We start from the raw sequence: 19,827 nt of genomic DNA, 5'->3' as shown, positions 1-19,827 counted from the left end.
CCAATGAGTACGCTTGACCAAAAGATCAACGAACACTTCCCAGGGCTGGTGGTGCGCAAAGACCTGGTGAAAACGGTCAAGGGCAACGCCATCGTCCCCTCATACGTGCTGGAGTACCTGCTCGGCCAATACTGCGCCACCAACGACGAGGCCACGATTCAGACCGGGATTGAAACGGTCAAGGAGATTCTGGCCAAGCACTATGTCCACCGCAACGAGGCCGGACTGGTGCGCTCGAATATCAAGGAAAAGGGGCGCTACAAGGTCATCGATAAGATCAGCGTGGCCCTGAATGAGAAGACGGATGCCTACGAGGCGCAGTTTTCCAACCTGGGAATCAAGAAAGTGTTGGTGGATTCTGGGACCGTGAAGGCCCACCCCAAACTGCTGGTAAGCGGCGTCTGGTGCATTGCGGACATCGAATACGTATTTTCTGAAGACCAGAACGTCAGCCCCTGGATTCTGTCCACCCTCAAACCGATTCAGCTATCTCACTTCGACTACGACGCCTACGTTGCCGCGCGTCAGCAGTTCAGCACCGATGAGTGGATTGACCTGCTGATACAGAGCATCGGCTTTAACCCGGAGATGTTCGGACGGCGCAGCAAGCTGACCCAGCTGGTCCGTTTGATTCCGTTCTGCGAACGGAACTACAACCTTATCGAACTTGGCCCCAAGGGGACGGGTAAATCCCACGTTTACTCCGAATTCTCGCCCCATGGGATCCTGGTTTCTGGTGGTGAGGTCACTGTACCCAAGCTGTTTGTGAACAACTCCAGCGGCAAAATCGGCCTGGTGGGCTACTGGGATTGCGTGGCCTTCGACGAGTTCGCCGGCAAGCAGAAACGCGTCGATAAAGCACTGGTCGACATCATGAAGAACTACATGGCTAACAAGTCCTTCTCCCGGGGCGTGGAAACACTGGGCGCCGAGGCGTCCATGGTGTTCGTGGGGAACACCCGGCATACCGTGCCTTACATGCTGAAGCATTCGGACCTGTTCGATGAGCTGCCGGACAAGTTCTACGATTCTGCCTTTCTGGACCGGATCCATTTCTACATACCCGGGTGGGAGGTCGATATCATCCGTGGCGAAATGTTCTCCGACGGCTATGGCTTCGTGGTGGACTACCTTGCGGAAATCCTGCGCTCGATGCGGAACTACGATTATTCCGACCAGTATAAGGAGCACTTTACCCTTTCTTCGGATATCTCGACCCGTGACCGGGACGGTATCAACAAGACCTTTTCCGGCTTGATGAAGATCCTGTTCCCCCAGGGCGGAGCAACCAGGGGTGAGGTTGAAGAAGTGCTGCGCTTTGCCATCGAGGGGCGCAAACGGGTCAAGGACCAGTTGCAGCGGATTGATACCACCTACGGCGAAGTCCGATTTTCCTATCAGGACCAGGAAGGCCAGGAAACGCTGGTCACCACACTTGAGGAAGAAGAGTACCCGGGTTACTACCACCAGACGGTGTCTACTCCTGATGACGGGGGATTAGAGCCCGAGCCAGCAGCAGACGTTAAAGGTGGCGAGCCCAAAGAGCCCCGCGCCTCTGAACCAGTGCTGGAGGAAAAGCACCTGACCTTCCAGGAGAATCAAAAAGGCATCTCATTCGACGGCTTGTTTGGCGCATACCTGAAAGGAGCCAGCAAGATCACCGTTACAGATCCCTACATCCGGCTTTTCTACCAGATCCGCAATTTCATGGAGTTTCTCGAGGCCATCGTGAAGAACAAGGCCGAGGAAGATGAAGTGGCGGTTCACCTGGTCACCGTCCGGGACGAGTTCAAGGGTGATCTACAAGACGAGAGCTTTGAAAAAATCCAGGAATCCGCTCGCACCGTGGGCATCGACTTCACCTGGGAGTTTGACGAAAGCGGGACCATTCATGCCCGTCATATCGTGACAGACCACGGCTGGAAGATTTCACTGGATCGAGGGCTGGACATCTTCCAGCACTACGAAATGAATGAAGCTTTCGCATTTGCCAACAGGCTGCAGAAGTTTCGGTCCAGCAAGGCCTTCGAGGTGACCTTTATAAAATTGCACTGATCATCCGGGACTCCACGGTTATCAATTTATCACGCTTGTGATTTTCACATAACCTATAGGTTATGTGAGGTCCTGGAGACGTCAATTGGCAGACCTGCGACAAGCCGCCACACTGATCGGGATCCACAACCCCTGGAGACGATCGATATGCAGGACGACAACAAGCGCTTCGTGGAGCGCGACCGCAACTGGCACCCGCCGGCCTATGCGCCCGGCTACAAGACCTCCGTGGCCCGCTCGCCGCAGCAGGCGCTGGTCAGCATGCAGAAGCCCAGCGTCTCGGAGCTCTCCGGTCCGGACTTCCGGCACCTGGGCATGGGCCCCCACGACAACGACCTGTTGCTCAACTTTCGCCAAGATCAGAGCCAGGGCCTGCCGGTGGGCGAGCGCATCGTCATGTTCGGCCGCGTGGTCGACCAGTTCGGCAAGCCGGTGCCGCATACCCTGGTGGAGATGTGGCAGGCCAACGCCGGCGGCCGCTATCGGCACAAGAACGACAACTACCTGGCCCCGCTGGACCCCAACTTCGGCGGTGTGGGCCGCTGCCTGACCGACGAGGCGGGCTGGTATCGCTTCCGCACCATCAAGCCGGGCCCCTATCCCTGGCCCAACGACATGAACAGCTGGCGCCCCTCCCACATCCACGTTTCGGTGATGGGCCCGTCGATCTCCACCCGCCTGATCACCCAGATGTACTTCGAGGGCGATCCGCTGATCCCGCTGTGCCCCATCGTCCATACCCTCAAGGATCCCGACGCCGTCGAGACCATGATCGGTCGCCTGGACATGGCCCGCAGCAACCCCATGGACTGCCTGGCCTACCGCTTCGACCTGGTGGTGCGCGGTGAGCTGCAGACCTACTTTGAAAACCAGTGATCGGTTCGATAATCAGTGACAGGACGGGGTAACGAGATGAAACAGCCGAATTCCCAGCCCGCCAGCGAGCTGATGCTGCGCGAGACCGCCTCCCAGACCGCCGGGCCCTATGTTCACATCGGCCTGGCCCTGGCCGCCGCCGGCAACCCGGCCCGTGACGAGGAGATCTGGAACGAGATGGCCCGGCCCGAGGCCGAGGGCGAGCACATCGAGATTGTCGGTACCGTGATCGACGGCAACGGCGACCTGGTGCGCGACGCCTTCCTCGAGGCCTGGCAGGCCGACGCCAACGGTGAGTACCAGCGCGAGTACGACCTGAAGAAGCCGTTCAACAGCTTCGGGCGCACCGCCACCACGTTCGACCACGGCAGTGAATGGTCGCTCAAGACCCTCAAGCCGGGCCCGGTGGTCCACGCCAGCGGCCAGCCGATGGCGCCGCACATCAACCTGACGCTCTTCGCCCGCGGCATCAACATTCACCTGCAGACCCGCCTCTACTTCGAGGATGAGGCCGAGGCCAACGCCCAGTGCCCGGTGCTCTCCCGCATCGAGTCGCCGGCGCGGCGCCAGACGCTGATCGCCAGGCGCGAGGAGGCAGACGGCAAGGTGCGCTATCGTTTCGATATCCGCCTGCAGGGCGAGGGCGAGACGGTGTTCTTCGACTTTTGATCGACGGGAAAGCGAAGCGGTGAGCCAGTGGTAAGCGGCCCCGGGGGTATGGCCCCCGGGGCCCGCCAATGGTGTTAATGGCCGACGCAACGGCGTCCATGGGATACTCTGCGGCCAACGGAACCTGACCTTCGCCATGGTCTGGACGCTTCACCACCTGTTCGGCATTCCAGCCAAGAGCCTGATCAAGGCCCCCATGCCTGATATTCGCCTGCGTATCGAACTGCTCGACACCGATCCCCTGGTCTGGCGCCGCGTGCTGGTGCCGGAGCAGATCAACCTGCACCGCCTGCACGAGGTCATCCAGGCCGCCATGGGCTGGGAGGATTGTCACCTCTTCGAGTTCGAGTGCAACGGCCGCTACTACGGCGAGCCGGACGACTGGAGCGACCGGCCCATCGCGCTGGCGCGCAATGCCAGGCTCAAGATCATCGCCGCGCGGCTGAAGGACAACACCTTCCACTACCTCTACGACTTCGGCGACGACTGGATACATCGCATCGTGGTGGAAGCGACTGGCTTCGGGCCTCGTTTGCCCTCGAAAAGGGAGCCTGCCTGATCCAGAATGGCCTTCTTCCACTGGCCCACCTGGACGGGATGGACCCCGTAGGCTTGCCCGATCTCATTCACGGTCTTGACCCCGTGAATAGCCTCTAATCCGACTTTCGCTTTGAATTCAGGACTGTAAGAATTCCGCTTTCGCTTTTCGCTCATCTCGAAGTCATCCCGATTCGAAGGCTCGGCTACAGCTTAAACCGTTGTCCGGATATTGGGGTCCACTTTAGAGTATGAAAAGGTGGATGCCGCCCTCCCGTTCTGCACGGCGTCGCTGTCCTGCCGAGGCTAACCCAGGTAGGCGAGCGCACCGGCCGCCATGGCCTCGATGCCGGTGCGCAGCGTGACCTCGTTGCCCGGGAAGTAGTAGGGCGAGTGGGGCATCTCCAGGTGGCGCATCTTCTCCGCCACGCTGTTGCCCGGCGTGGCCTGCCAGCGCTCCTCGGGGGTGGCGCCGATGAACCAGTAGACGTAGGGGATGTCCTCGCCGCCGAAGCCGCCCTCCGCGGCGTTGCCGAAGAACGGGAAGTCCTCGCTGCCGTTGAGGCGCGGCATGGCGTAGAGGCCAGCCTCGCCGAAGTGCTCGCCGTGGGCCCGGCGCACCCGCTCGACCGTCGCCGGGTCGTTGTGCAGGGCGAGGGTCTCGTTGAGCACGCGGAACTCCGGCGGCTTCGGCGAGCGGCCGGCCTCGCACTCGGCGCGCACGATGCGCTCGATGGCCTCCACCACCTGCCGGTGCAGGGCGTTGTCGAAGCTGCGGATATTGATCTCGAGCTCGGCGGAGTGGGGGATGATGTTGGCCTGGGTGCCGGCGTGCAGCTTGCCGACGGTGACCACTACGGTCTCCTCCGGCGGCACCTCTCGGGAGACGATGGTCTGCAGGCGGGTGACCACATGGGCGGCGATCACCACCGGGTCCACCGTCTGCGCCGGCATGGAGCCGTGCCCGCCGGCGCCGTGGATCGTCACGGCCAGGTTGGTGCAGGCGGCCATGGCGCTGCCGGCACGATGCCCGACGGTGCCGGCGAGGGCCGGCATGTTGTGCTGGCCGAGGATGACATCGGGCCGGGGGAAACGCGTGTAGAGGCCGTCATCGAGCATGGCCCTGGCGCCGCCGAAGATCTCCTCGGCCGGCTGGCAGATCAGCATCAGGGTGCCGGACCAGTGTGCCTTGAGCCCCGCCATCACGGCGGCGGCCCCCACCACGCAGCTGCTGTGCAGGTCATGGCCGCAGGCATGCATCAGCGGCACCGTGCCGCTCTCGGTCTGTGCCGTGCGCGTGCTGGCGAAGTCCAGGCCGGTGTCCTCCTTGATCGGCAGGGCATCCATGTCGCCGCGCAGCATCACCGTGGGGCCGTCGCCGTTCTCGAGCAGGGCCACCACGCCGGTGCCGCCCACGTCGCGGGTTACTTCATAGCCCAGCGCTTCCAGCGCCTCGGCCAGGCGGGCGCTGGTCTCGTGCTCCTGGAAGGGCAGCTCGGGATGCTGGTGAATCTGGCGGTACAGCGCCTGAACCTCCTCGAGGGTCGTTTCCACCTGGGCGCCGATGGCGCCCTTGAGATCCTGAATGTCGGTTTGCGTCGTCATCGTGGTCTCCCAGGGCTTAGTGGCTGTTATGGGGCTGGGGGGCGTGCGCGGTGCTACTGAAACGCTGCCAGACGGCGACCGCCACCACGTTGAGCAGCATCGCCCAGACGCCGGCGTGCCAGCCCAGCGGGGAGCTCCAGATGAACTCCATCAGCAGATAGGCCAGGCTGCCGGTCAGGGCGCCGAGCATCACGCTGGCGCGGCGCAGACGCGGGAAGAACAAAGCGCCGATCACCATCGGGAACAGCTGGACGAGCAGGCCATAGGCCCCGAGCAGCAGCATGACTAGCGAGGCGGGGTTGATCAGCGCAAAGAGATAGGCGATCAGCGACAGCCCGAGCACGCTCCAGCGGGTGGCAGACACCGAGGCCTTCTCGCTGGCCCCCTTCATGACCGTGGGGCCGAAGACATCGCGGACGAGCACCACGGCCGCGGTATGGGCCAGGTTGGCCCCGGTGGACATGGCGGCCGCCAGCGCGCCGGAGAGCATCAGGCCGATCACCCAGGGCGAGAAATTGGCCACATCCATCACCATGCGCAGCAGCACGGTGTCGGCACGCGCCAGGGGCTCGTCGGCGAACACCAGGATGCCGGCGAAGCCGATGAACAGCAGGGGGACCAGTAGGGTGGCATAGAGCGGATAGAAGACGCTGACCTTGCGCAAAGTCTTGCCGCTGTCCGCCGAGTAGAACTTCATGAACAGGTGTGGCCACATGGCGCCGCCGAAGGCACTGACCAGCACCGCGGTACTGAAGTAGCCCCAGCCCATGCCGGTGGCCCTGGGCATGGTCAGGTACTCCGGTGCCTGCTGCTGGAGCTGGGTAAACATCTCCCCCACGCCGCCATAGAGGCGCTCGGAGATGGCCAGTCCCAGGAACCAGGCGATGGCGATCATCATCACGCCCTGTACCAGGTTGGTCCAGCCGATCCCGCTCAGGCCGCTGCAGAACACGTAGGCGGCCACCACCACGAAGGCCAGCAGGCCACCCAGCCAGAAGGGCACCATGCCGTCGGTCGCGGCCTGGAACAGCAGGCCGGCACCGGCGATCTGGATGGTCAGGTAGGGCACCAGGGCCACCACGCCGATGATGCCGGCGAGCATGCCGAGCGGCTTGCTGCGGTAGTGGTCGGCGATCATGTCGCCCTGGGTCAGGTAGCCCCGCTCGCGGCCCAGCTTGGCCACCCGCGGGCCCAGTGCCCAGATGGTGATGGGTACCAGCGACAGGTAGGCGAGGATATAGAAGGCCGGCGCGCCGTGCTGGTAGGCCCAGCCCGGCGTGCCGAGGAAGGCGAAGGCGGAGAAGATCTCGGCCCCGAGGATGAAGAACAGGATCACCACGCCCACGTGGCGGCCGCCGGCGACATAACCTTCCAGGCTGGAGTTCGACTGGCCGCGGGCGCGCAGTCCCACCACCAGCACCATCGCCAGGTAGACGAGCGTAATGCCGACGATGATCACGGAATCACTCATGGCGGCCACCTCCGTGACGGACGACGAAGGCGACCCACATGCCGGCGAAGAGCACCAGCATCCACAGGGTGTACCAGAAGAAGAGGAAGGGCAGGCCCAGCACGGTGGGCTCGATACGGTTGGCGATCAGGGCGCCGGGCCAGATCATGGCCAGGGTGCATACTGCGAAGTGCAACCCCGTCAGCAGGTGATAGGTCTTGTTCATGGGGGGAGTCCAGCTCGCCGAGGGCGAGTCTTGTTATGGGTTGTCCCCTCACTATGAAACACGCCCGTCGATACCGAAAATATCACTTCTGGATGCAAGCCATACCTTTTATGTATGGAAAGCCGGCAGCCGAGGCACGATACTGCCCAGGTTATGTGCGAAACGTCGCCCTTGATCCCAGAGGTGTCATCGGTGCCATGGAATTTCGTCAGCTGGACTACTTCGTGGCGGTGGTGGAGACAGGCTCCATCTCCGCGGCCAGCCGCCGGGTGCACGTCGCCCAGCCGGCGCTGACGCGCCAGATGCGGCTGCTGGAAGACGACCTGGACACTCGGCTCTTCGACCGCCATGCCCGCGGCATCCGGCTCACGGTCGCGGGTCGCGCGCTGTACGAGGAGGCCATCCAGCTGCTCGATGCCCGTGCCCAGATCAAGGCGCGCCTGGCGGCACTGGGCAGCGGTCAGGTCGGCAAGCTCTGTCTCGGCATCACCGTGACTCACCTCTGGGTACCCGACGTGGCGCGGCTGATGGGAGGCTACCGGCAGTGCTATCCCGGCGTCGCCTTCGAGGTCTTTCCCCTGCTGTCGGGGCCCCAGCTGGAGCGGCTGCGGGAGGGCAGCCTGGATGCCGGCATTCTCTACCTGGACAGTGCCGAACAGCCCGGCCTCGAGACCCGCCTGCTGCAGCACGACCACCTGATGCTGGCCGTTCCGGAGGCCTCACCCTGGTCGGCAGCGCCACCGGCAAGTCTGGACGAGCTGAAGGAGGCCGACTTCGTGTGGGGTTTTCGCAGTGCTTCCCCGGTTTACTACGACCGCATGTTGGCCCACTTCGAGCGCCTGAGTTTTTCGCCACGCGTGGTCCAGTACGGTGCCGACAACATCACCATCCTCAGCATGGTGGCGGCCGGACTCGGTATTGCCATCGTGCCCTCGGCCAGCAGCGCCCACCCCATGCCCGGCATCCGCTTCGTGCACCTGCCGGAACTCGAGGCCTGCGACATGCCGCTGTGGATGGCCTGGCGGGCGAGCAACGACTCGCCGGCGCTGCACAACCTGGTCGGCCTGGTCGAGGAGGTGTTCGGGGACGGGGGCGTTTCCTCCCCCGGCCAGGCGGGCTAGGGTGGTCCACCCGTCCTGACCCACGCCATGAGGGGCGAAACGATGCGTCTGCGCTGCCGGGGGGGGACGCATCGGCGTGCATACCGGCCTCTTGCGGGTGGCCGAGACCCCGGCCCAGCTGGCGGCGGTGATCGGTCACGAGGTGGGTCATGTGCTGGCCGACCACGGAAACGAGCGTCTCACCCAGCAACTCGGCATCAAGGCCGTGTTGCTGCTGGTGGGACTGTTCAGCGAAGGGGAGCTGGGACAGCAGCAGTTGATGCAGGCCCTGGGTCTCGGCGCCTGGCTTGGCATCAGCCTGCCGTTCAGCCGCGCCCACGAGGAGGAGGTCGACCTGATGGGCCTGGCGATCATGGCGCGAGCGGGGTTCGACCCGCAAGCGAGCGTGCATGGCAGCCACCGGCGGTGGCCAGCCTCCCGAGTTCCTCTTGACCCATCCGGCCCACGGCTCGCGCATCGAGGCCCTTCAAGACGCCATGGAGGAGGCCGACGCGACCTATCGCGCCACCACCCCGGCCGACTGCGCCGGGTAATCGTGGCGGCTCCGTCCCAGGCGCCAGGCCAGCAGGATGCCGAGCAGCGAGGCCGCGCCGGTCAGGGCCCAGGTCCAGTGCCAGCCTCCGACCTCGGCGGCCAGCCAGGCCACCAGAGGCGGTCCGGCGAACTGTCCGAAGGCCGACCACTGCTGCATCCAGCCGATGGTGGTCGAGACGGTGTGCTCGCTGGGGGCCAATCGCACGGCCAGCGCGAAGAGTGCGCCCGGGATGACGCCGCCGATCGCGGAGAACATCAGGATGGCGGCAAAGCGCAGCACGGGCGCCTGAGCCGTCGGCTCGCCGAAGGCCATGAAGGTGCCCAGGGCGGTGAAGACGAAGCCGAGGTAAAGCAGGTGCGCGGGGGCAACCCCCCGGTGCATCAGCTGCCCCGCCCCCAGGTTGCCGATGATATTGATGGCGGCCACCAGCGCGGTTAGTGAACCGGCCACGAGGCCGGTGAGCCCCGCCTGCTGGTAGATGGTGGGCAGAAAGCCGATCACCGCCAGCCACTGGCTCGAGTACATGGCAAAGCAGACGGCGACCAGCCAGGGGCCAGGCGTGCCCAGGGTGAGCGTCAGGCGTTGGCGCCAGCCTTCCCCGATCCCGGCCGACAGGGCGAGCGCTTCGCGGCGATGCTGGTCGGCCGGGACCCGGTGGCCCAGCCAGGCCAACATGATCGCCGTCCACCCGGCCAGGCTCCACCACCAGCCCTGCCAGCCCAGCCAGGCGATCATCCACGGGCCGAGCAGCAGGGCGCTGCCGATGCCCAGCCCCATGTAACAGCTCCACAGGGCTAGCGTCCTGTTCAGGCGCTCCACGGGCACCAGTTGGCGGAGCAGGCCGGGGGCCGGCAGCACTACTAGCAGGAAGCCCAGGCCCTCCAGGCCTCGGCAGGCGAGCAGGAAGGCGGGCGTCTGGGCCAGGCCGCCCAGGGTGCTGGCCGCCAGGAGGATGCCCAGGCCGAGGGTCATGCTGCGTTTGAGGCCCAGCGAATCCGCCGACAGGCCGACCAGCAGACCCAGGGACATGCCGGCAAGCTGGACCAGCGAGACCAGGAAGCCGGCCTGAAGCAGGGTAATGTCCAGGGCTTCCCCGAGGACCGGTAGGGCCGGAGGCAGCTTGCCCACGTGCAGGGCGGCGGTGACACCCGAGAGGACCACCACCAGGCCGGGGGGTATGGTGAGAGGCGTCATCGACTGGCTCCAGGACAAAGAGGATGGGACGTCATTCCTTAGGAGACTAAGAGAGTGCCTCGCGGGTGACCATGCCTGCTTTAGTCGAGGGGGGGCGAGTCCCGGCAGGGCGCATCTGCCCATCCGGCCCATCATTGCTCGTTGCCGCTTCGGCCATGGTGTCACTCGGCGAACATCTCGAACAGCAGGCCGCGCAGCCAGCGGTTGCCGGCATCCTGATGGAAGCGGCGGTGCCAGAAGACCTTGATGGGGATCTCGGGGAAGGGCAGGGGATGCTCGCGCATCGTCAACGCGAAGCGCTCGCGGGTTACCTCGGCCAGCTTGTCGGTGACCGTCACCACCAGGTCGGTGTGGCTGATGATATAGGGCACGGCGGCGAAGTGGGGCAGCTCCAGCCGGACCGGCCGGACGACCCCGGCCCTGGCCAGCGACTCCTCGACGATGCCGTGCCCGGTGCCGCGGGCCACCACCACGGCATGGCGGGCGGCGGTGAAGTCTTCCAGGTCGAAGTCTTCGGCCGCCAGGGGGTGGTCGTGGCGCATCAGGCAGACATAGCGCTGCACGAAGAGCCCCTGCTGATAGAAGCCGGCGCCGAGCTGGGGAATCAGGCCGATCGCCAGGTCGACCCGGCCATCCTCCATCTCCCGCTTCAGGTCGTCGTGCTGGCTGCGCACGGTGCTCAGCCGGATGCCGGGCGCCTGTTCGGCCAGGCGCTGCAGCAGGCGGGGCAGGAAGACGATCTCGCCGATGTCGGTCATGGCGATGTTGAAGGTGCGCTCGCTGATGGCGGGGTCGAAGTCGTCCGGCCGGTTGAGGGCCTCCTGCAGATGGGCCAGGGCCTGGGCCACCGGTGGGTGCAGGCGGCTGGCCAGCGGGGTCGGCATCAGCCCTTGCGAGGTGCGCTCGAAGAGCTCGTCGCCCAGCAGCTTGCGCAACCGCTTCAGGGCGTGGCTGACCGCCGGCTGGGTGAGACCCAGGCGCAGGGCCACCCGCTGGGTGTTCTGCTCCTGGTAGAGCAGGTCGAAAACCACCAGCAGGTTGGTGTCGATCTCCGAGAGCCGGATCATGGGTGCTTCCCGCGGCCCGGGCAGGCATTCGGGGCGCGCCGCCCGGCATGGGACAAAGGTCTATGCCGCTTCCCGGAAAGGCTGGCAAGTGATTGATCCATCTTCTTATTCGTGTCGCTTATGCGGTGAATGAAGGCGGCTGTGTGGCCGCTGCCCGGCCCGGGGCATAGCGTGAGGGAAACCCCACGACACCCCCTGGCTGGAGACACACATACATGGTATCCGACAACCACGACACGCGTCTTTCCATCGGCATCGTCGGCGGCGGCATCGGCGGCGTTGCCCTGGCCGTGGCCCTCTCGCGGGGGCCGGGCCTCGAGGTGCGGCTCTTCGAGGCCGCCGAGCGCTTCTCGGAAATCGGCGCCGGCGTCTCCTTCGGGCCCAACGCCGTCCGGGCGATCACGCTGCTCGGCCTGGAGGCCTCCTACCGGCGCATCGCCGACTCCTCTCCCGCGCCCTTCGAGGATGTCTGGTTCGAGTGGCGGCGCTGGCATGACGATGCCTACCTGACCGCCACCCTGGCGCCGGGCTGTGGCCAGTCCTCGGTTCACCGGGCCGACTTCCTGGAGGCCATCGTCGAGAACCTGCCCGAGGGAATCGCCCGTTTCGGCAAGCGCTGCGTCGAGGTGACCCAGAACGCTGAGTGCGCCACGGCTCACTTTTCCGATGGCACCACCTTCAGCGCTGACATCCTGATCGGCTTCGATGGCATCAAGTCGGCGGTGCGCGAGCATGTGCTGCCCCCGGCGCAGCATGGCGATCTCGGTCCCTTCTGGAGCGGGACCTATGCCTATCGCGGCATGATTCCCACCGAGCAGCTGGAGGCCGCCATGGAGGCCAAGGGCGCCGACAAGCGCCTGGCGCGGGTGCCGCAGATGTATCTGGGACCGGACCGCCACATCCTGACCTTTCCGGTGAAGCAGACCGAGTTGATCAACGTGGTGGCCTTCATCACCGACCGCTCCACCCCGGCTCCCCAATTGCCTGAGGGTGAGGAGTGGGTCAATGCCGTGACCCCGGAGGAGATGCAAGGCGTCTTCGACGGCTGGGGGGCGGCGTCCCAGGCGATCCTGGCGTGTATCCCCGAGCCCACTCGCTGGGCCTTGCACGAGCTGCCCGAACTGCCGCGCTACCGTCGCGGCCGGGTGCTGATCGTGGGCGATGCCGCCCATGCCATGGTACCCCACCAGGGCGCGGGCGCGGGCCAGGCGCTGGAAGATGCCTACGTGCTGGCCGGCCTGCTGACCGACGCGGCCTGCGATCGGCATAACGCTGACAAGGCGCTGGCGGCCTTCGAGGCGGTCCGCCACGAGCGCACCTGCAAGGTGCAGCGCACCTCCCATGAGGCGGGCGACGTCTACGAGTACGCCGCTGCCGGCATCGGCGACGATGAAACCCGGCTGATCGAGAACCTGGAGACTCGCTACGACTGGCTGTGGCACCACGACCCGCAAGACGACGTGGCCGAGGCGCGGCGTCGGTTGGGTTGGGAGCCGCATGCCGACTCGCGGGCGGCGAAATCACGACAGGCCTGAGCGGCCTTGGCGGTAGTGAAATAACCCACAACGACAATACCCCTGACGAGAGACGAACCCACCATGATGAACCAGAAAAAGACGCGACTGAGGGCCCTGCTGGGGGCTGCTCTCCTGCTGGCCGGCCAGTCGGCCCTGGCGGAGAATGACGAGCCGGTGAAACTCGGCCTGATGCTGCCCTATTCAGGGACTTATGCGGCCCTGGGCGAGGCCATCACCAACGGCCTGAAGCTTGCCATCGAGCAGAACGGCGGCCAGCTCGGCGGCCGCGACGTGGCCTACGTGGTGCTCGATTCCGAGGCCAAACCGGCCAAGGCGCCCCAGAACATGAGTCGCCTGGTGAAAGGCGATGGCGTCGATGTGGTCATCGGCCCGGTGCACTCCGGCGTGGCCATGGGCATGCTGCGGGTCGCCAAGCAGACCGGTGCCATCACCCTGATCCCCAATGCCGGGCTCGAGGCGGCCACCAACCAGCTGTGCATGCCCAATGTCTTCCGTACCTCCCACAACATGTGGCAGGACAGCTACCCCATGGGCAAGGTGGCCTTCGAACGCGGCCATCGCCGGGTGGTGACCATCACCTGGGACTATGCCGGGGGCAAGGAGGACCTGGCCGCCTTCGAGAACGCCTTCAGCGAGGAGGGCGGCGAGATCGTCGAGCAGATCCTGGTGCCCTTCCCGAGCACCGAGTTCCAGAGCTACCTGACGCAGATCGCCAGCCTAAAGCCGGATGCCGTCTACACCTTCTTCGCCGGGGGCGGCGGGGTGAGCTTCGTGCGCGACTACGCCGCCGCCGGCCTCAAGGAGAGCATCCCGCTGCTGGGCTCGGGCTTTCTGACCGAGGGCAACCTCGCGGCGCTGGGCGATGCCGGGGAGGGGGTGCTGACCACCCTGCACTATGCCGAGACGCTGGACAGCGACGAGAACCGGGCCTTCGTCTCGGCCTATGAAGCGGCCTACGGCGAGACCCCCGATGCCTATGCGGTGCATGGCTATGACACCGGCGCCATGCTGGCCCAGGCCCTCGACGCGGTGGGAGGTGACACAGAGGACCGCGATGCCCTGATCGAGGCCCTGGCCGAAGTGGAACTGCAGAGTCCGCGGGGGCCGCTGAGCTTCTCCGACTCCCATCACCCGATCCAGAACATCTACCTGCGCGAGATCCGCGATGGCCGCCATGAGGTCATCGACGTCGCCCATGAACAGCTGGAGGCGCCGGACGGCGACTGCCGGATGTGAGCGTCCCGCGGTGTCAGCGCGGAACAGCGGCGGGCCCGTCGGCCCGCCGCTGTTCCGTATGCCATGCCAGGCGGGCTCACCCCGCCTGGCGCACCGGCACGCGGCTCAGGTGGTTGTTCTCGTCCGCGATGCGAGTCAGCAGCCGGCACAGGGTCTCCCGCTCGTCCTCGTTCAGGGGGGCGAGGATCTCCTCCTGCACCTCGGCCACCTGCGGCTCGGCGGCGTGGCGAAGGCGCTCGCCCTCCGCGGTCAGGGTCACCAGCATGGAGCGGCGATCCTCGGGGTTGCGGCGTCGGGTCACCAGGCCACGCTCCTCCAGCTTGCGCACCACCACGGCCACGGTATTGCGATCCAGTGCCGTATGGCCGCCCAGGGTGATCTGGTCGACCGGCCCCTTCTCCTCGAGCGCGCAGAGGAGGATGTACTGCAGTTGGGTCAGGTGGTAGGCCTCGCACTTGCGCAGGAAGATCGCGACGCTGATCTGGTGGCAGCGCCGCAGCAGGTTGCCGGGCAGCACACTGGCCTGGGTAAGCGGAATTCCGGTCATCGTCTCGTCATCTCGAGGGCGGGTGGCTGGCCGGGCAGGCGGTCGGCCCGGCATGGTGGACTAACGTAACAGAGTGCGCGGGCCCGGGCATCCGCTTGCGATCCCGAGCCCGGCACGGGCTAGCGGAAGACGCTGACCAGCCAGGGATTGAAGATGATCGCCAGGATCACCAGGCAGGCCGCCAGCACGAAGGGCATGATCCACTTGGTGATGCGTGGCAGGCTGACGTTGCTGATGGTCGAGGCGACATAGAGGCCCGCCCCCACCGGCGGCGTCAGCAGCCCGAGGCTCAGGGTCATGCAGGTGACGATGCCGAAGTGGATGGGGTCGATGCCGTAGCTCTGCTGGGCCACCAGCAGCAGGATCGGCACCAGGATGATCAGCGCGGCGATGCCGTCGAGCACCATGCCCACCACGATCAGCATCACGAACACCAGCAGCATGAACACCAGCGGGCTCTCGGTGGTGCCCTGCATCAGCCCGGCCTCCTGCTGGGGAATCTGGTTGTAGATCAGCACCCAGCCGAAGGCCTTGGCGGCGGCGATCAGGAACAGCACGATGGACGTGTTACGCGCCGTCCGTCTGAGCACGCCGGGGAACTGTCCCCACCTGAGCTCACGGAAGAACAGGCCGCCGAGGATCAGCGCCATCAGGGTCGCCACGGCGGCGGATTCCGTGGGCGTGACGATGCCGAAGGCGATGCCGCCGACGATGACCACGGGGATGCACAGGGTGAGCAGGGCACCCCGTGTGGCCTTCCACAGCGGGATGCTGGCCCGCTCCTCCATTCCCTTCTTGCGCGCCCGGCCGGCGAGCAGCGCGATCAGGCCGCTGATCAGCACGAACAGCACCAGCCCCGGGAGGATGCCCCCCATGAACATCGCGCCGATGGAGACCTGGGCGATGACCCCGTAGATGATGAAGACCATGGAGGGCGGGATGATCGGGCCCAGCAGGCCGGCCCCCGCCGTCAGGGCGGCGGCGAAGCCCTTGTCGTAGCCGTCGCGTTCCATCTCCGGGGTCATCACCCGACTCATGATGGCGATCTGTGCGGTCGCCGAGCCCATGATCGAGGCCAGCATCAGGTTCGAGGTCAGGGAGACATAGGCGATGCTGTGTGGCACCCAGGAGAACCAGGCGCGGGCCGCGGTGATGATCCTCCGGGTGATCCCCCCCCTCGTTCATGATCTCCCCGAGCAGGATGAAGAGCGGGATCGCCAGCAGGTCGAAGACCTCCAGCGAGCCGAAGATCACCTGGGGCAGGTTCTCGAGCAGCCGGTAGTTGCCGGAGGCGATGACGAAGGTGAAGGTCGAGGCCAGCAGCACGAAGGCGATGGGCATGCCGAGCAGCATGAACAGCAGGAAGGCAACGAGCGTCATGCGGTCACTCCTCGTCGCTGACCAGGGTGAAGACGGTGCGTGAGCGGTCCGACAGCCTGGCGATGAGGTGGAAGATCGAGGTGGCGCAGAAGATCGGTACGATTAGGTAGAAGTGCCACTTGGGCCAGTCGAGGGTGATGGCGATGTCGTAGCCGACCGAGGGCGAGCGCAGCCAGCCGATGGCGTACCAGAGGATCACCGCCAGCATCGCCAGGCAGACCAGTTCGGTCAGCCAGTAGCAGGCCCGCTGGGCCGGTGTGGGCAGCAGTCCCACCAGCATGGTGAGGCGCACGTGCTGGTCGTGGTGGATCGAGATCGAGATGGCCAGGAAGGCCATCCAGATCAGGATGTAGACGGCCAGCTCGCTGGCGAAGAAGATTGGGCTGTTCAGCACGTAGCGGGCGAAGACGTTGGCGATCAGCAGCACGCCGAAGGCGGCGATCAGCGCGCTGCAGGCCAGCTGCTCCAGCCCGGCCAGCCGGCGGTTTGCCCGGCTGAGCCAGGTGTCATGTCGTGCGTTCATGGGGGACTCCTATCGTTCCGGGCCGGGCTGTCCGGACTGGGGCGCCTGCGCGCCCCGTCACGTTCATTCGGCGTCGAGGAGTTGGGCGGACTGCTGCTGGAAGGCCTGGATCACCGGGTGCTCGCCGAAGCGCTCGTCGAAGGCCTGGTTGGCCTCGCCGAACACGCCCTCGGCATCCTCGAGGGTGAAGACATCGATATTCGCCTCGAGGGTGGCGAGGTTTTGCTCCTCGGCCTCGATCTGGGCCTCGATGCCCCACGCCAGGGCCTCGTCCATGGCCTCGTCGAGGATCCGGCGCTGCTCGTCGGTTAGGGCGTCCCGGGACATCTGGCTCATCACCGAGACGGCGGGAAAGGCCATGTGGTTGGTGAGCGTCAGGTGCTCGGCGACCTCGTAGAAGCCGGAGCCCACCAGGGCGTCGAGGTCGATGTCCACGCCGTCGAGCATCTTGTTCTGCAGGCCCTGGTAGACGTCGGGCAGGCTGACCGGGGTGGGGCTGGCGCCGGTGGCGCGCCACCAGGTATTCATGGCGGCGAAGGGGATGATGCGGATCTTCTTGCCGTCGACATCCGCCAGGCTCTCCACGCGACCATCGCGCATCAGGATGTGGCGCATGCCGGCGAAGGTGTAGCCGAAGGCGTGCAGGCCCTTGTTCTCGAGGTTCGCCAGCATCTGCTGGGCGGCCTCGGTCTCGGCGGCCTGGGCCGCCTCGGCGACGCTGTCGAACAGGAAGGGGCTGAACCAGCCGATGATCGAGGGCTCGCGCTGGCTGGTCAGGGCGGCGGTCAGGGAAGTGATCACTCTTTGATCTGCGTCAGTATTGTGATCATCACAGTAATGATCAATTATCCGAAGGTCGATACCGCAACACCCTTCCGGAACATCGATGCCGGGGCACAGGACACCGGGTATTGGCGGAAAGTCGTATTGTCCGTCGCGCTAATGATCACAATACTGATCATTATCGCCGTGGCGGATTGCCGCAGCGGACCCTACCCCTGATGGTTTATCAACAACGACCCGTGACAAGCGGAATGGAGCGAACAGATGCAGTACTTCCTCGACGGTTACCGCAGTGGCGACCCGCGAATCCAGCCCCTGGCCGAAGGACGCAGTGACACGCAGGGGCCGCTGCCGGAAGAGGTGGACGTGCTCATCGTCGGCACCGGCCCGGCGGGGCTGCTGCTGGCCGCCCAGCTCTCGACCTTCCCGGAGATCGTCACCCGCGTGGTGGAGAAGGCCGATGCACCCCTCGAGGTGGGTCGCGCCGACGGCATCGCCTGCCGCACCGTGGAGATGTTCGAGGCCTTCGGCCTCTCCGAGAAACTGACCACCGAGGCCTACTGGATCAACGAGACCCACTTCTGGGGGCCGGACGCCGACGACAAGTCGCGCATCGCCCGGCTCGGCCGCGTGCAGGACGTGCGTGATGGCCTCTCCGAGTTCCCCCACGTGATCGTCAACCAGGCCCGCCTGCTCGACTTCCTGCTGGAGTACATGCACAACTCCCCCAGCCGCCTGCAGGTCGACTACAGCCACGAGACCCTCGAGGTGAAGGTGCCCGAGGCCCCCGACGAGCGCGTCACGGTGAGGCTCAACACGCCGGACGGCGAGAAGAGCGTCCGCGCCAGGCACGTGGTCGGCTGCGACGGCGCGCACAGCGTGGTGCGCGACTCCATCGGTCGCGTGCCCCAGGGCCACGGCGAGGACAAGGCGTGGGGCGTGATGGACGTGCTGGCGGTGACCGACTTCCCGGACATCCGCTTCAAGTGCACCATCCAGTCCGCCGAGGCGGGCAACATCCTGTTGATTCCCCGCGAGGGCGGCTACATGGTCCGGCTCTACGTCGACATGGGCAATATCGCCCCGGACGCCTGGCTGACCAAGGAGCAGGTGCTGGCCAAGGCCCAGGCGGTGCTGGCGCCGTACACCTTCGAGGTGAAGGAGACCGCCTGGTTCTCCGTCTACCGTGTCGGTCACCGGGTCACCGACAAGTTCGATGATGTCGACGACGACCAGATGGAGAGCCGCACGCCACGGGTCTTCATCGCCGGCGATGCCTGCCACACCCACACCGCCAAGGCCGGCCAGGGCATGAACGTCTCGATGCAGGATACCTTCAACCTCGGCTGGAAGCTGATCTCGGTGCTCGAAGGACGCAGCCCGGCCAGCCTGCTCCACACCTACAACGCCGAGCGCCACGTCATCGCGGAAAACCTCATCGAAATGGATACCCGCTGGTCACGGGCGATCGGCGCCGCCCAGGACGCCGACGACCCGCAGGCCGCGATGAAGGGCCTGGCCGAGGTGCAGCGCCAGTTCGTCACCAACAGCGAGTTCACCGCGGGGTTCGCCACCCACTACGCGCCGGACCTGCTCACCGGCGACGACCGCCACCTGCACCTGGCCACCGGCTTCCCGCCCGGGCGCCGCTTCCATTCGGCCGAGGTCATCCGGCTCGGCGATGCCAAGCAGGTCCACCTGGGCCACGTGCATCGCGCCGACGGCCGCTGGCGGTTCTACGCCTTCGCCGACATGGTCGACCCGAGAAGCCCGGGCTCGCGCTTCAACCAGCTGATGGATTACCTGGCCAGCGACGCCTCGCCGATCCGCCGTTTCACCCCGCAGGGGGCCGACCCGGACGCGATCTTCGACGTCCACGGCATCATCCAGCAGTCGCACCTCGAGGTGGACTGGGCCGACATGCATGAGCTGCTCAAGCCGCACAAGGGGGCTCTCGGGCTCCAGGACTACCAGAAGGCCCACGCCCCGGTGCTGGGGACGGATCAGGACATCTTCGACCTGCGGGGCATCGACCGCGGCGCCGGCGCGCTGGTGGTGGTGCGCCCGGACCAGTACGTTTCCCTGGTGCTCCCGCTCGATGGGTTCGACGAGCTCGACGCCTTCTTCTCCCGCTTCATGGTGGAGCCGAGCCGAGCCTGAGGTAATCGCGCTTCACCCGCGATAAAGGAAGGGTGGACCAGCATTTTCGGGTGCTGGTCCACCCCTTTTTTGTGGCACACCGCACGCCAAGGCGGCGTCCCCGATCGATGGTCCCTCGCTGATGCGCCCCTAGAACGTAAACGGCCATTCCGGCGCGTCATTTCTTGAAGCCGCCTGACCCCCTACGCTACCCCCGTCATCCAACGACGGGGAGTCAGTTCCGATGTCTGCAAGACGCAACAAACGCCACTCAGCCGAGCAGTGGCAAGTCTGGATCGAGGAGCAAGCCAGCAGCGGGCTGTCACAGCAGGTGTTCTGTGAACAG

Annotated in this window: 17 protein-coding genes and 3 pseudogenes; 9 read left to right on the top strand and 11 right to left on the bottom strand. The window is 65.6% G+C overall.

Annotated elements, in window-relative coordinates; genetic code table 11:
* Nucleotides 1–3: 3 nt before the first annotated feature.
* The 4 genes from brxL to OP498_RS09530 all read left to right on the top strand — a co-directional run bounded on the left by brxL (nucleotide 4) and on the right by OP498_RS09530 (nucleotide 4,159).
* A complete protein-coding gene (brxL, locus tag OP498_RS09545) occupies nucleotides 4–2,055 on the top strand; it encodes a BREX system Lon protease-like protein BrxL (RefSeq protein ID WP_280553351.1) in 2,052 nt (683 codons plus the stop codon).
* Nucleotides 2,056–2,202: 147 nt separating this feature from the next.
* A complete protein-coding gene (gene pcaH, locus OP498_RS09540; protein ID WP_280553350.1) occupies nucleotides 2,203–2,931 on the top strand; it encodes a protocatechuate 3,4-dioxygenase subunit beta in 729 nt (242 codons plus the stop codon).
* Nucleotides 2,932–2,967: 36 nt separating this feature from the next.
* Nucleotides 2,968–3,600 (top strand): protocatechuate 3,4-dioxygenase subunit alpha, encoded by a 633-nt coding sequence (pcaG, locus tag OP498_RS09535; RefSeq protein ID WP_280553349.1) that lies wholly within the window; start codon nucleotides 2,968–2,970, stop codon nucleotides 3,598–3,600.
* Between the two features lie 136 nt (nucleotides 3,601–3,736).
* Nucleotides 3,737–4,159 carry a plasmid pRiA4b ORF-3 family protein gene (locus OP498_RS09530; RefSeq protein WP_348533480.1) on the top strand — a complete coding sequence of 141 codons (423 nt, stop codon included), beginning with the start codon at nucleotides 3,737–3,739 and terminating at the stop codon, nucleotides 4,157–4,159.
* Here the strand turns inward: OP498_RS09530 and OP498_RS09525 are convergent.
* From OP498_RS09525 to OP498_RS09510, 4 genes and pseudogenes are all read right to left on the bottom strand, one after another.
* Nucleotides 4,114–4,314 (bottom strand): annotated as a pseudogene (locus tag OP498_RS09525) (transposase); the annotation flags it as partial. The gene OP498_RS09530 and the pseudogene OP498_RS09525 overlap by 46 nt on opposite strands.
* Before the next feature lie 129 nt (nucleotides 4,315–4,443).
* Nucleotides 4,444–5,742, bottom strand: a complete 1,299-nt coding sequence (locus OP498_RS09520) for an amidohydrolase (protein WP_280553348.1) — start codon at nucleotides 5,740–5,742, stop codon at nucleotides 4,444–4,446.
* A 16-nt stretch (nucleotides 5,743–5,758) separates the two neighbouring features.
* The gene (locus OP498_RS09515; RefSeq protein ID WP_280553347.1) at nucleotides 5,759–7,213 is read right to left on the bottom strand and encodes a sodium:solute symporter family protein; all 1,455 of its coding nucleotides are present in this window, start codon (nucleotides 7,211–7,213) and stop codon (nucleotides 5,759–5,761) included.
* On the bottom strand, nucleotides 7,206–7,418 hold the full coding sequence (locus OP498_RS09510; RefSeq protein WP_280547755.1) for a hypothetical protein: 213 nt from the start codon (nucleotides 7,416–7,418) through the stop codon (nucleotides 7,206–7,208). The genes OP498_RS09515 and OP498_RS09510 overlap by 8 nt, the downstream gene beginning before the upstream one ends.
* A 197-nt stretch (nucleotides 7,419–7,615) precedes the next feature.
* Between OP498_RS09510 and OP498_RS09505 the strand changes: the two genes are divergently transcribed.
* Together OP498_RS09505 and OP498_RS09500 are read left to right on the top strand one after the other, a co-directional pair.
* Nucleotides 7,616–8,539 carry a LysR family transcriptional regulator gene (locus OP498_RS09505; RefSeq protein ID WP_280553346.1) on the top strand — a complete coding sequence of 308 codons (924 nt, stop codon included), beginning with the start codon at nucleotides 7,616–7,618 and terminating at the stop codon, nucleotides 8,537–8,539.
* Between the two features lie 61 nt (nucleotides 8,540–8,600).
* Nucleotides 8,601–9,072, top strand: a pseudogene (locus tag OP498_RS09500) (M48 family metallopeptidase); the annotation flags it as partial.
* Here OP498_RS09500 and OP498_RS09495 read toward each other — a convergent pair.
* Nucleotides 9,036–10,268 (bottom strand): MFS transporter, encoded by a 1,233-nt coding sequence (locus tag OP498_RS09495; protein WP_280553344.1) that lies wholly within the window; start codon nucleotides 10,266–10,268, stop codon nucleotides 9,036–9,038. The pseudogene OP498_RS09500 and the gene OP498_RS09495 sit on opposite strands and share 37 nt — an antisense overlap.
* A gap of 161 nt (nucleotides 10,269–10,429) precedes the next feature.
* Nucleotides 10,430–11,335 carry a LysR family transcriptional regulator gene (locus OP498_RS09490; protein ID WP_280553342.1) on the bottom strand — a complete coding sequence of 302 codons (906 nt, stop codon included), beginning with the start codon at nucleotides 11,333–11,335 and terminating at the stop codon, nucleotides 10,430–10,432.
* 215 nt (nucleotides 11,336–11,550) lie between these two features.
* Between OP498_RS09490 and salA the strand changes: the two genes are divergently transcribed.
* Both salA and OP498_RS09480 read left to right on the top strand, forming a co-directional pair.
* Entirely contained in the window at nucleotides 11,551–12,870 is a 1,320-nt protein-coding gene (gene salA / locus OP498_RS09485; protein ID WP_280553341.1) for a salicylate 1-monooxygenase, read from the top strand.
* A 63-nt stretch (nucleotides 12,871–12,933) separates the two neighbouring features.
* Entirely contained in the window at nucleotides 12,934–14,109 is a 1,176-nt protein-coding gene (locus OP498_RS09480; protein ID WP_280553340.1) for an ABC transporter substrate-binding protein, read from the top strand.
* Between the two features lie 76 nt (nucleotides 14,110–14,185).
* Here the strand turns inward: OP498_RS09480 and OP498_RS09475 are convergent, their stop codons facing one another.
* The 5 genes and pseudogenes from OP498_RS09475 to OP498_RS09455 form a co-directional block, all read right to left on the bottom strand.
* A complete protein-coding gene (locus OP498_RS09475; RefSeq protein ID WP_280553338.1) occupies nucleotides 14,186–14,656 on the bottom strand; it encodes a MarR family transcriptional regulator in 471 nt (156 codons plus the stop codon).
* Between the two features lie 119 nt (nucleotides 14,657–14,775).
* A complete protein-coding gene (locus OP498_RS09470) occupies nucleotides 14,776–15,780 on the bottom strand; it encodes a TRAP transporter large permease (RefSeq protein WP_280553337.1) in 1,005 nt (334 codons plus the stop codon).
* 115 nt (nucleotides 15,781–15,895) lie between these two features.
* Nucleotides 15,896–15,997, bottom strand: a pseudogene (locus OP498_RS09465) (hypothetical protein); the annotation flags it as partial.
* Nucleotides 15,998–16,040: 43 nt separating this feature from the next.
* Nucleotides 16,041–16,559 (bottom strand): TRAP transporter small permease, encoded by a 519-nt coding sequence (locus OP498_RS09460; RefSeq protein WP_280553336.1) that lies wholly within the window; start codon nucleotides 16,557–16,559, stop codon nucleotides 16,041–16,043.
* Nucleotides 16,560–16,622: 63 nt separating this feature from the next.
* Entirely contained in the window at nucleotides 16,623–17,360 is a 738-nt protein-coding gene (locus OP498_RS09455; RefSeq protein ID WP_280553335.1) for a TRAP transporter substrate-binding protein, read from the bottom strand.
* A gap of 246 nt (nucleotides 17,361–17,606) precedes the next feature.
* On the opposite strand from OP498_RS09455, the gene OP498_RS09450 reads away from it, so the two are divergent.
* On the top strand, nucleotides 17,607–19,502 hold the full coding sequence (locus tag OP498_RS09450) for an FAD-dependent monooxygenase (protein WP_280553334.1): 1,896 nt from the start codon (nucleotides 17,607–17,609) through the stop codon (nucleotides 19,500–19,502).
* Nucleotides 19,503–19,827: the final 325 nt, after the last annotated feature.

It is taken from the genome of Halomonas sp. 25-S5 (assembly GCF_029889845.1).
Taxonomy (GTDB): domain Bacteria; phylum Pseudomonadota; class Gammaproteobacteria; order Pseudomonadales; family Halomonadaceae; genus Halomonas.
Note: the sequence above shows the minus strand (reverse complement) of the source record. Positions and strands in the feature narration are given on the sequence as shown.

Coding starts and splice junctions, on each gene's coding strand:
- salA (WP_280553341.1), top strand. CDS start 11,551: ATGGTATCCGACAACCACGACACGCGTCTTTCCATCGGCATCGTCGGC.
- OP498_RS09450 (WP_280553334.1), top strand. CDS start 17,607: ATGCAGTACTTCCTCGACGGTTACCGCAGTGGCGACCCGCGAATCCAG.
- OP498_RS09520 (WP_280553348.1), bottom strand. CDS start 5,742: ATGACGACGCAAACCGACATTCAGGATCTCAAGGGCGCCATCGGCGCC.
- OP498_RS09480 (WP_280553340.1), top strand. CDS start 12,934: ATGATGAACCAGAAAAAGACGCGACTGAGGGCCCTGCTGGGGGCTGCT.
- OP498_RS09530 (WP_348533480.1), top strand. CDS start 3,737: ATGGTCTGGACGCTTCACCACCTGTTCGGCATTCCAGCCAAGAGCCTG.
- OP498_RS09460 (WP_280553336.1), bottom strand. CDS start 16,559: ATGAACGCACGACATGACACCTGGCTCAGCCGGGCAAACCGCCGGCTG.
- brxL (WP_280553351.1), top strand. CDS start 4: ATGAGTACGCTTGACCAAAAGATCAACGAACACTTCCCAGGGCTGGTG.
- OP498_RS09490 (WP_280553342.1), bottom strand. CDS start 11,335: ATGATCCGGCTCTCGGAGATCGACACCAACCTGCTGGTGGTTTTCGAC.
- pcaH (WP_280553350.1), top strand. CDS start 2,203: ATGCAGGACGACAACAAGCGCTTCGTGGAGCGCGACCGCAACTGGCAC.
- OP498_RS09510 (WP_280547755.1), bottom strand. CDS start 7,418: ATGAACAAGACCTATCACCTGCTGACGGGGTTGCACTTCGCAGTATGC.
- OP498_RS09505 (WP_280553346.1), top strand. CDS start 7,616: ATGGAATTTCGTCAGCTGGACTACTTCGTGGCGGTGGTGGAGACAGGC.
- OP498_RS09475 (WP_280553338.1), bottom strand. CDS start 14,656: ATGACCGGAATTCCGCTTACCCAGGCCAGTGTGCTGCCCGGCAACCTG.
- OP498_RS09495 (WP_280553344.1), bottom strand. CDS start 10,268: ATGACGCCTCTCACCATACCCCCCGGCCTGGTGGTGGTCCTCTCGGGT.
- OP498_RS09515 (WP_280553347.1), bottom strand. CDS start 7,213: ATGAGTGATTCCGTGATCATCGTCGGCATTACGCTCGTCTACCTGGCG.
- pcaG (WP_280553349.1), top strand. CDS start 2,968: ATGAAACAGCCGAATTCCCAGCCCGCCAGCGAGCTGATGCTGCGCGAG.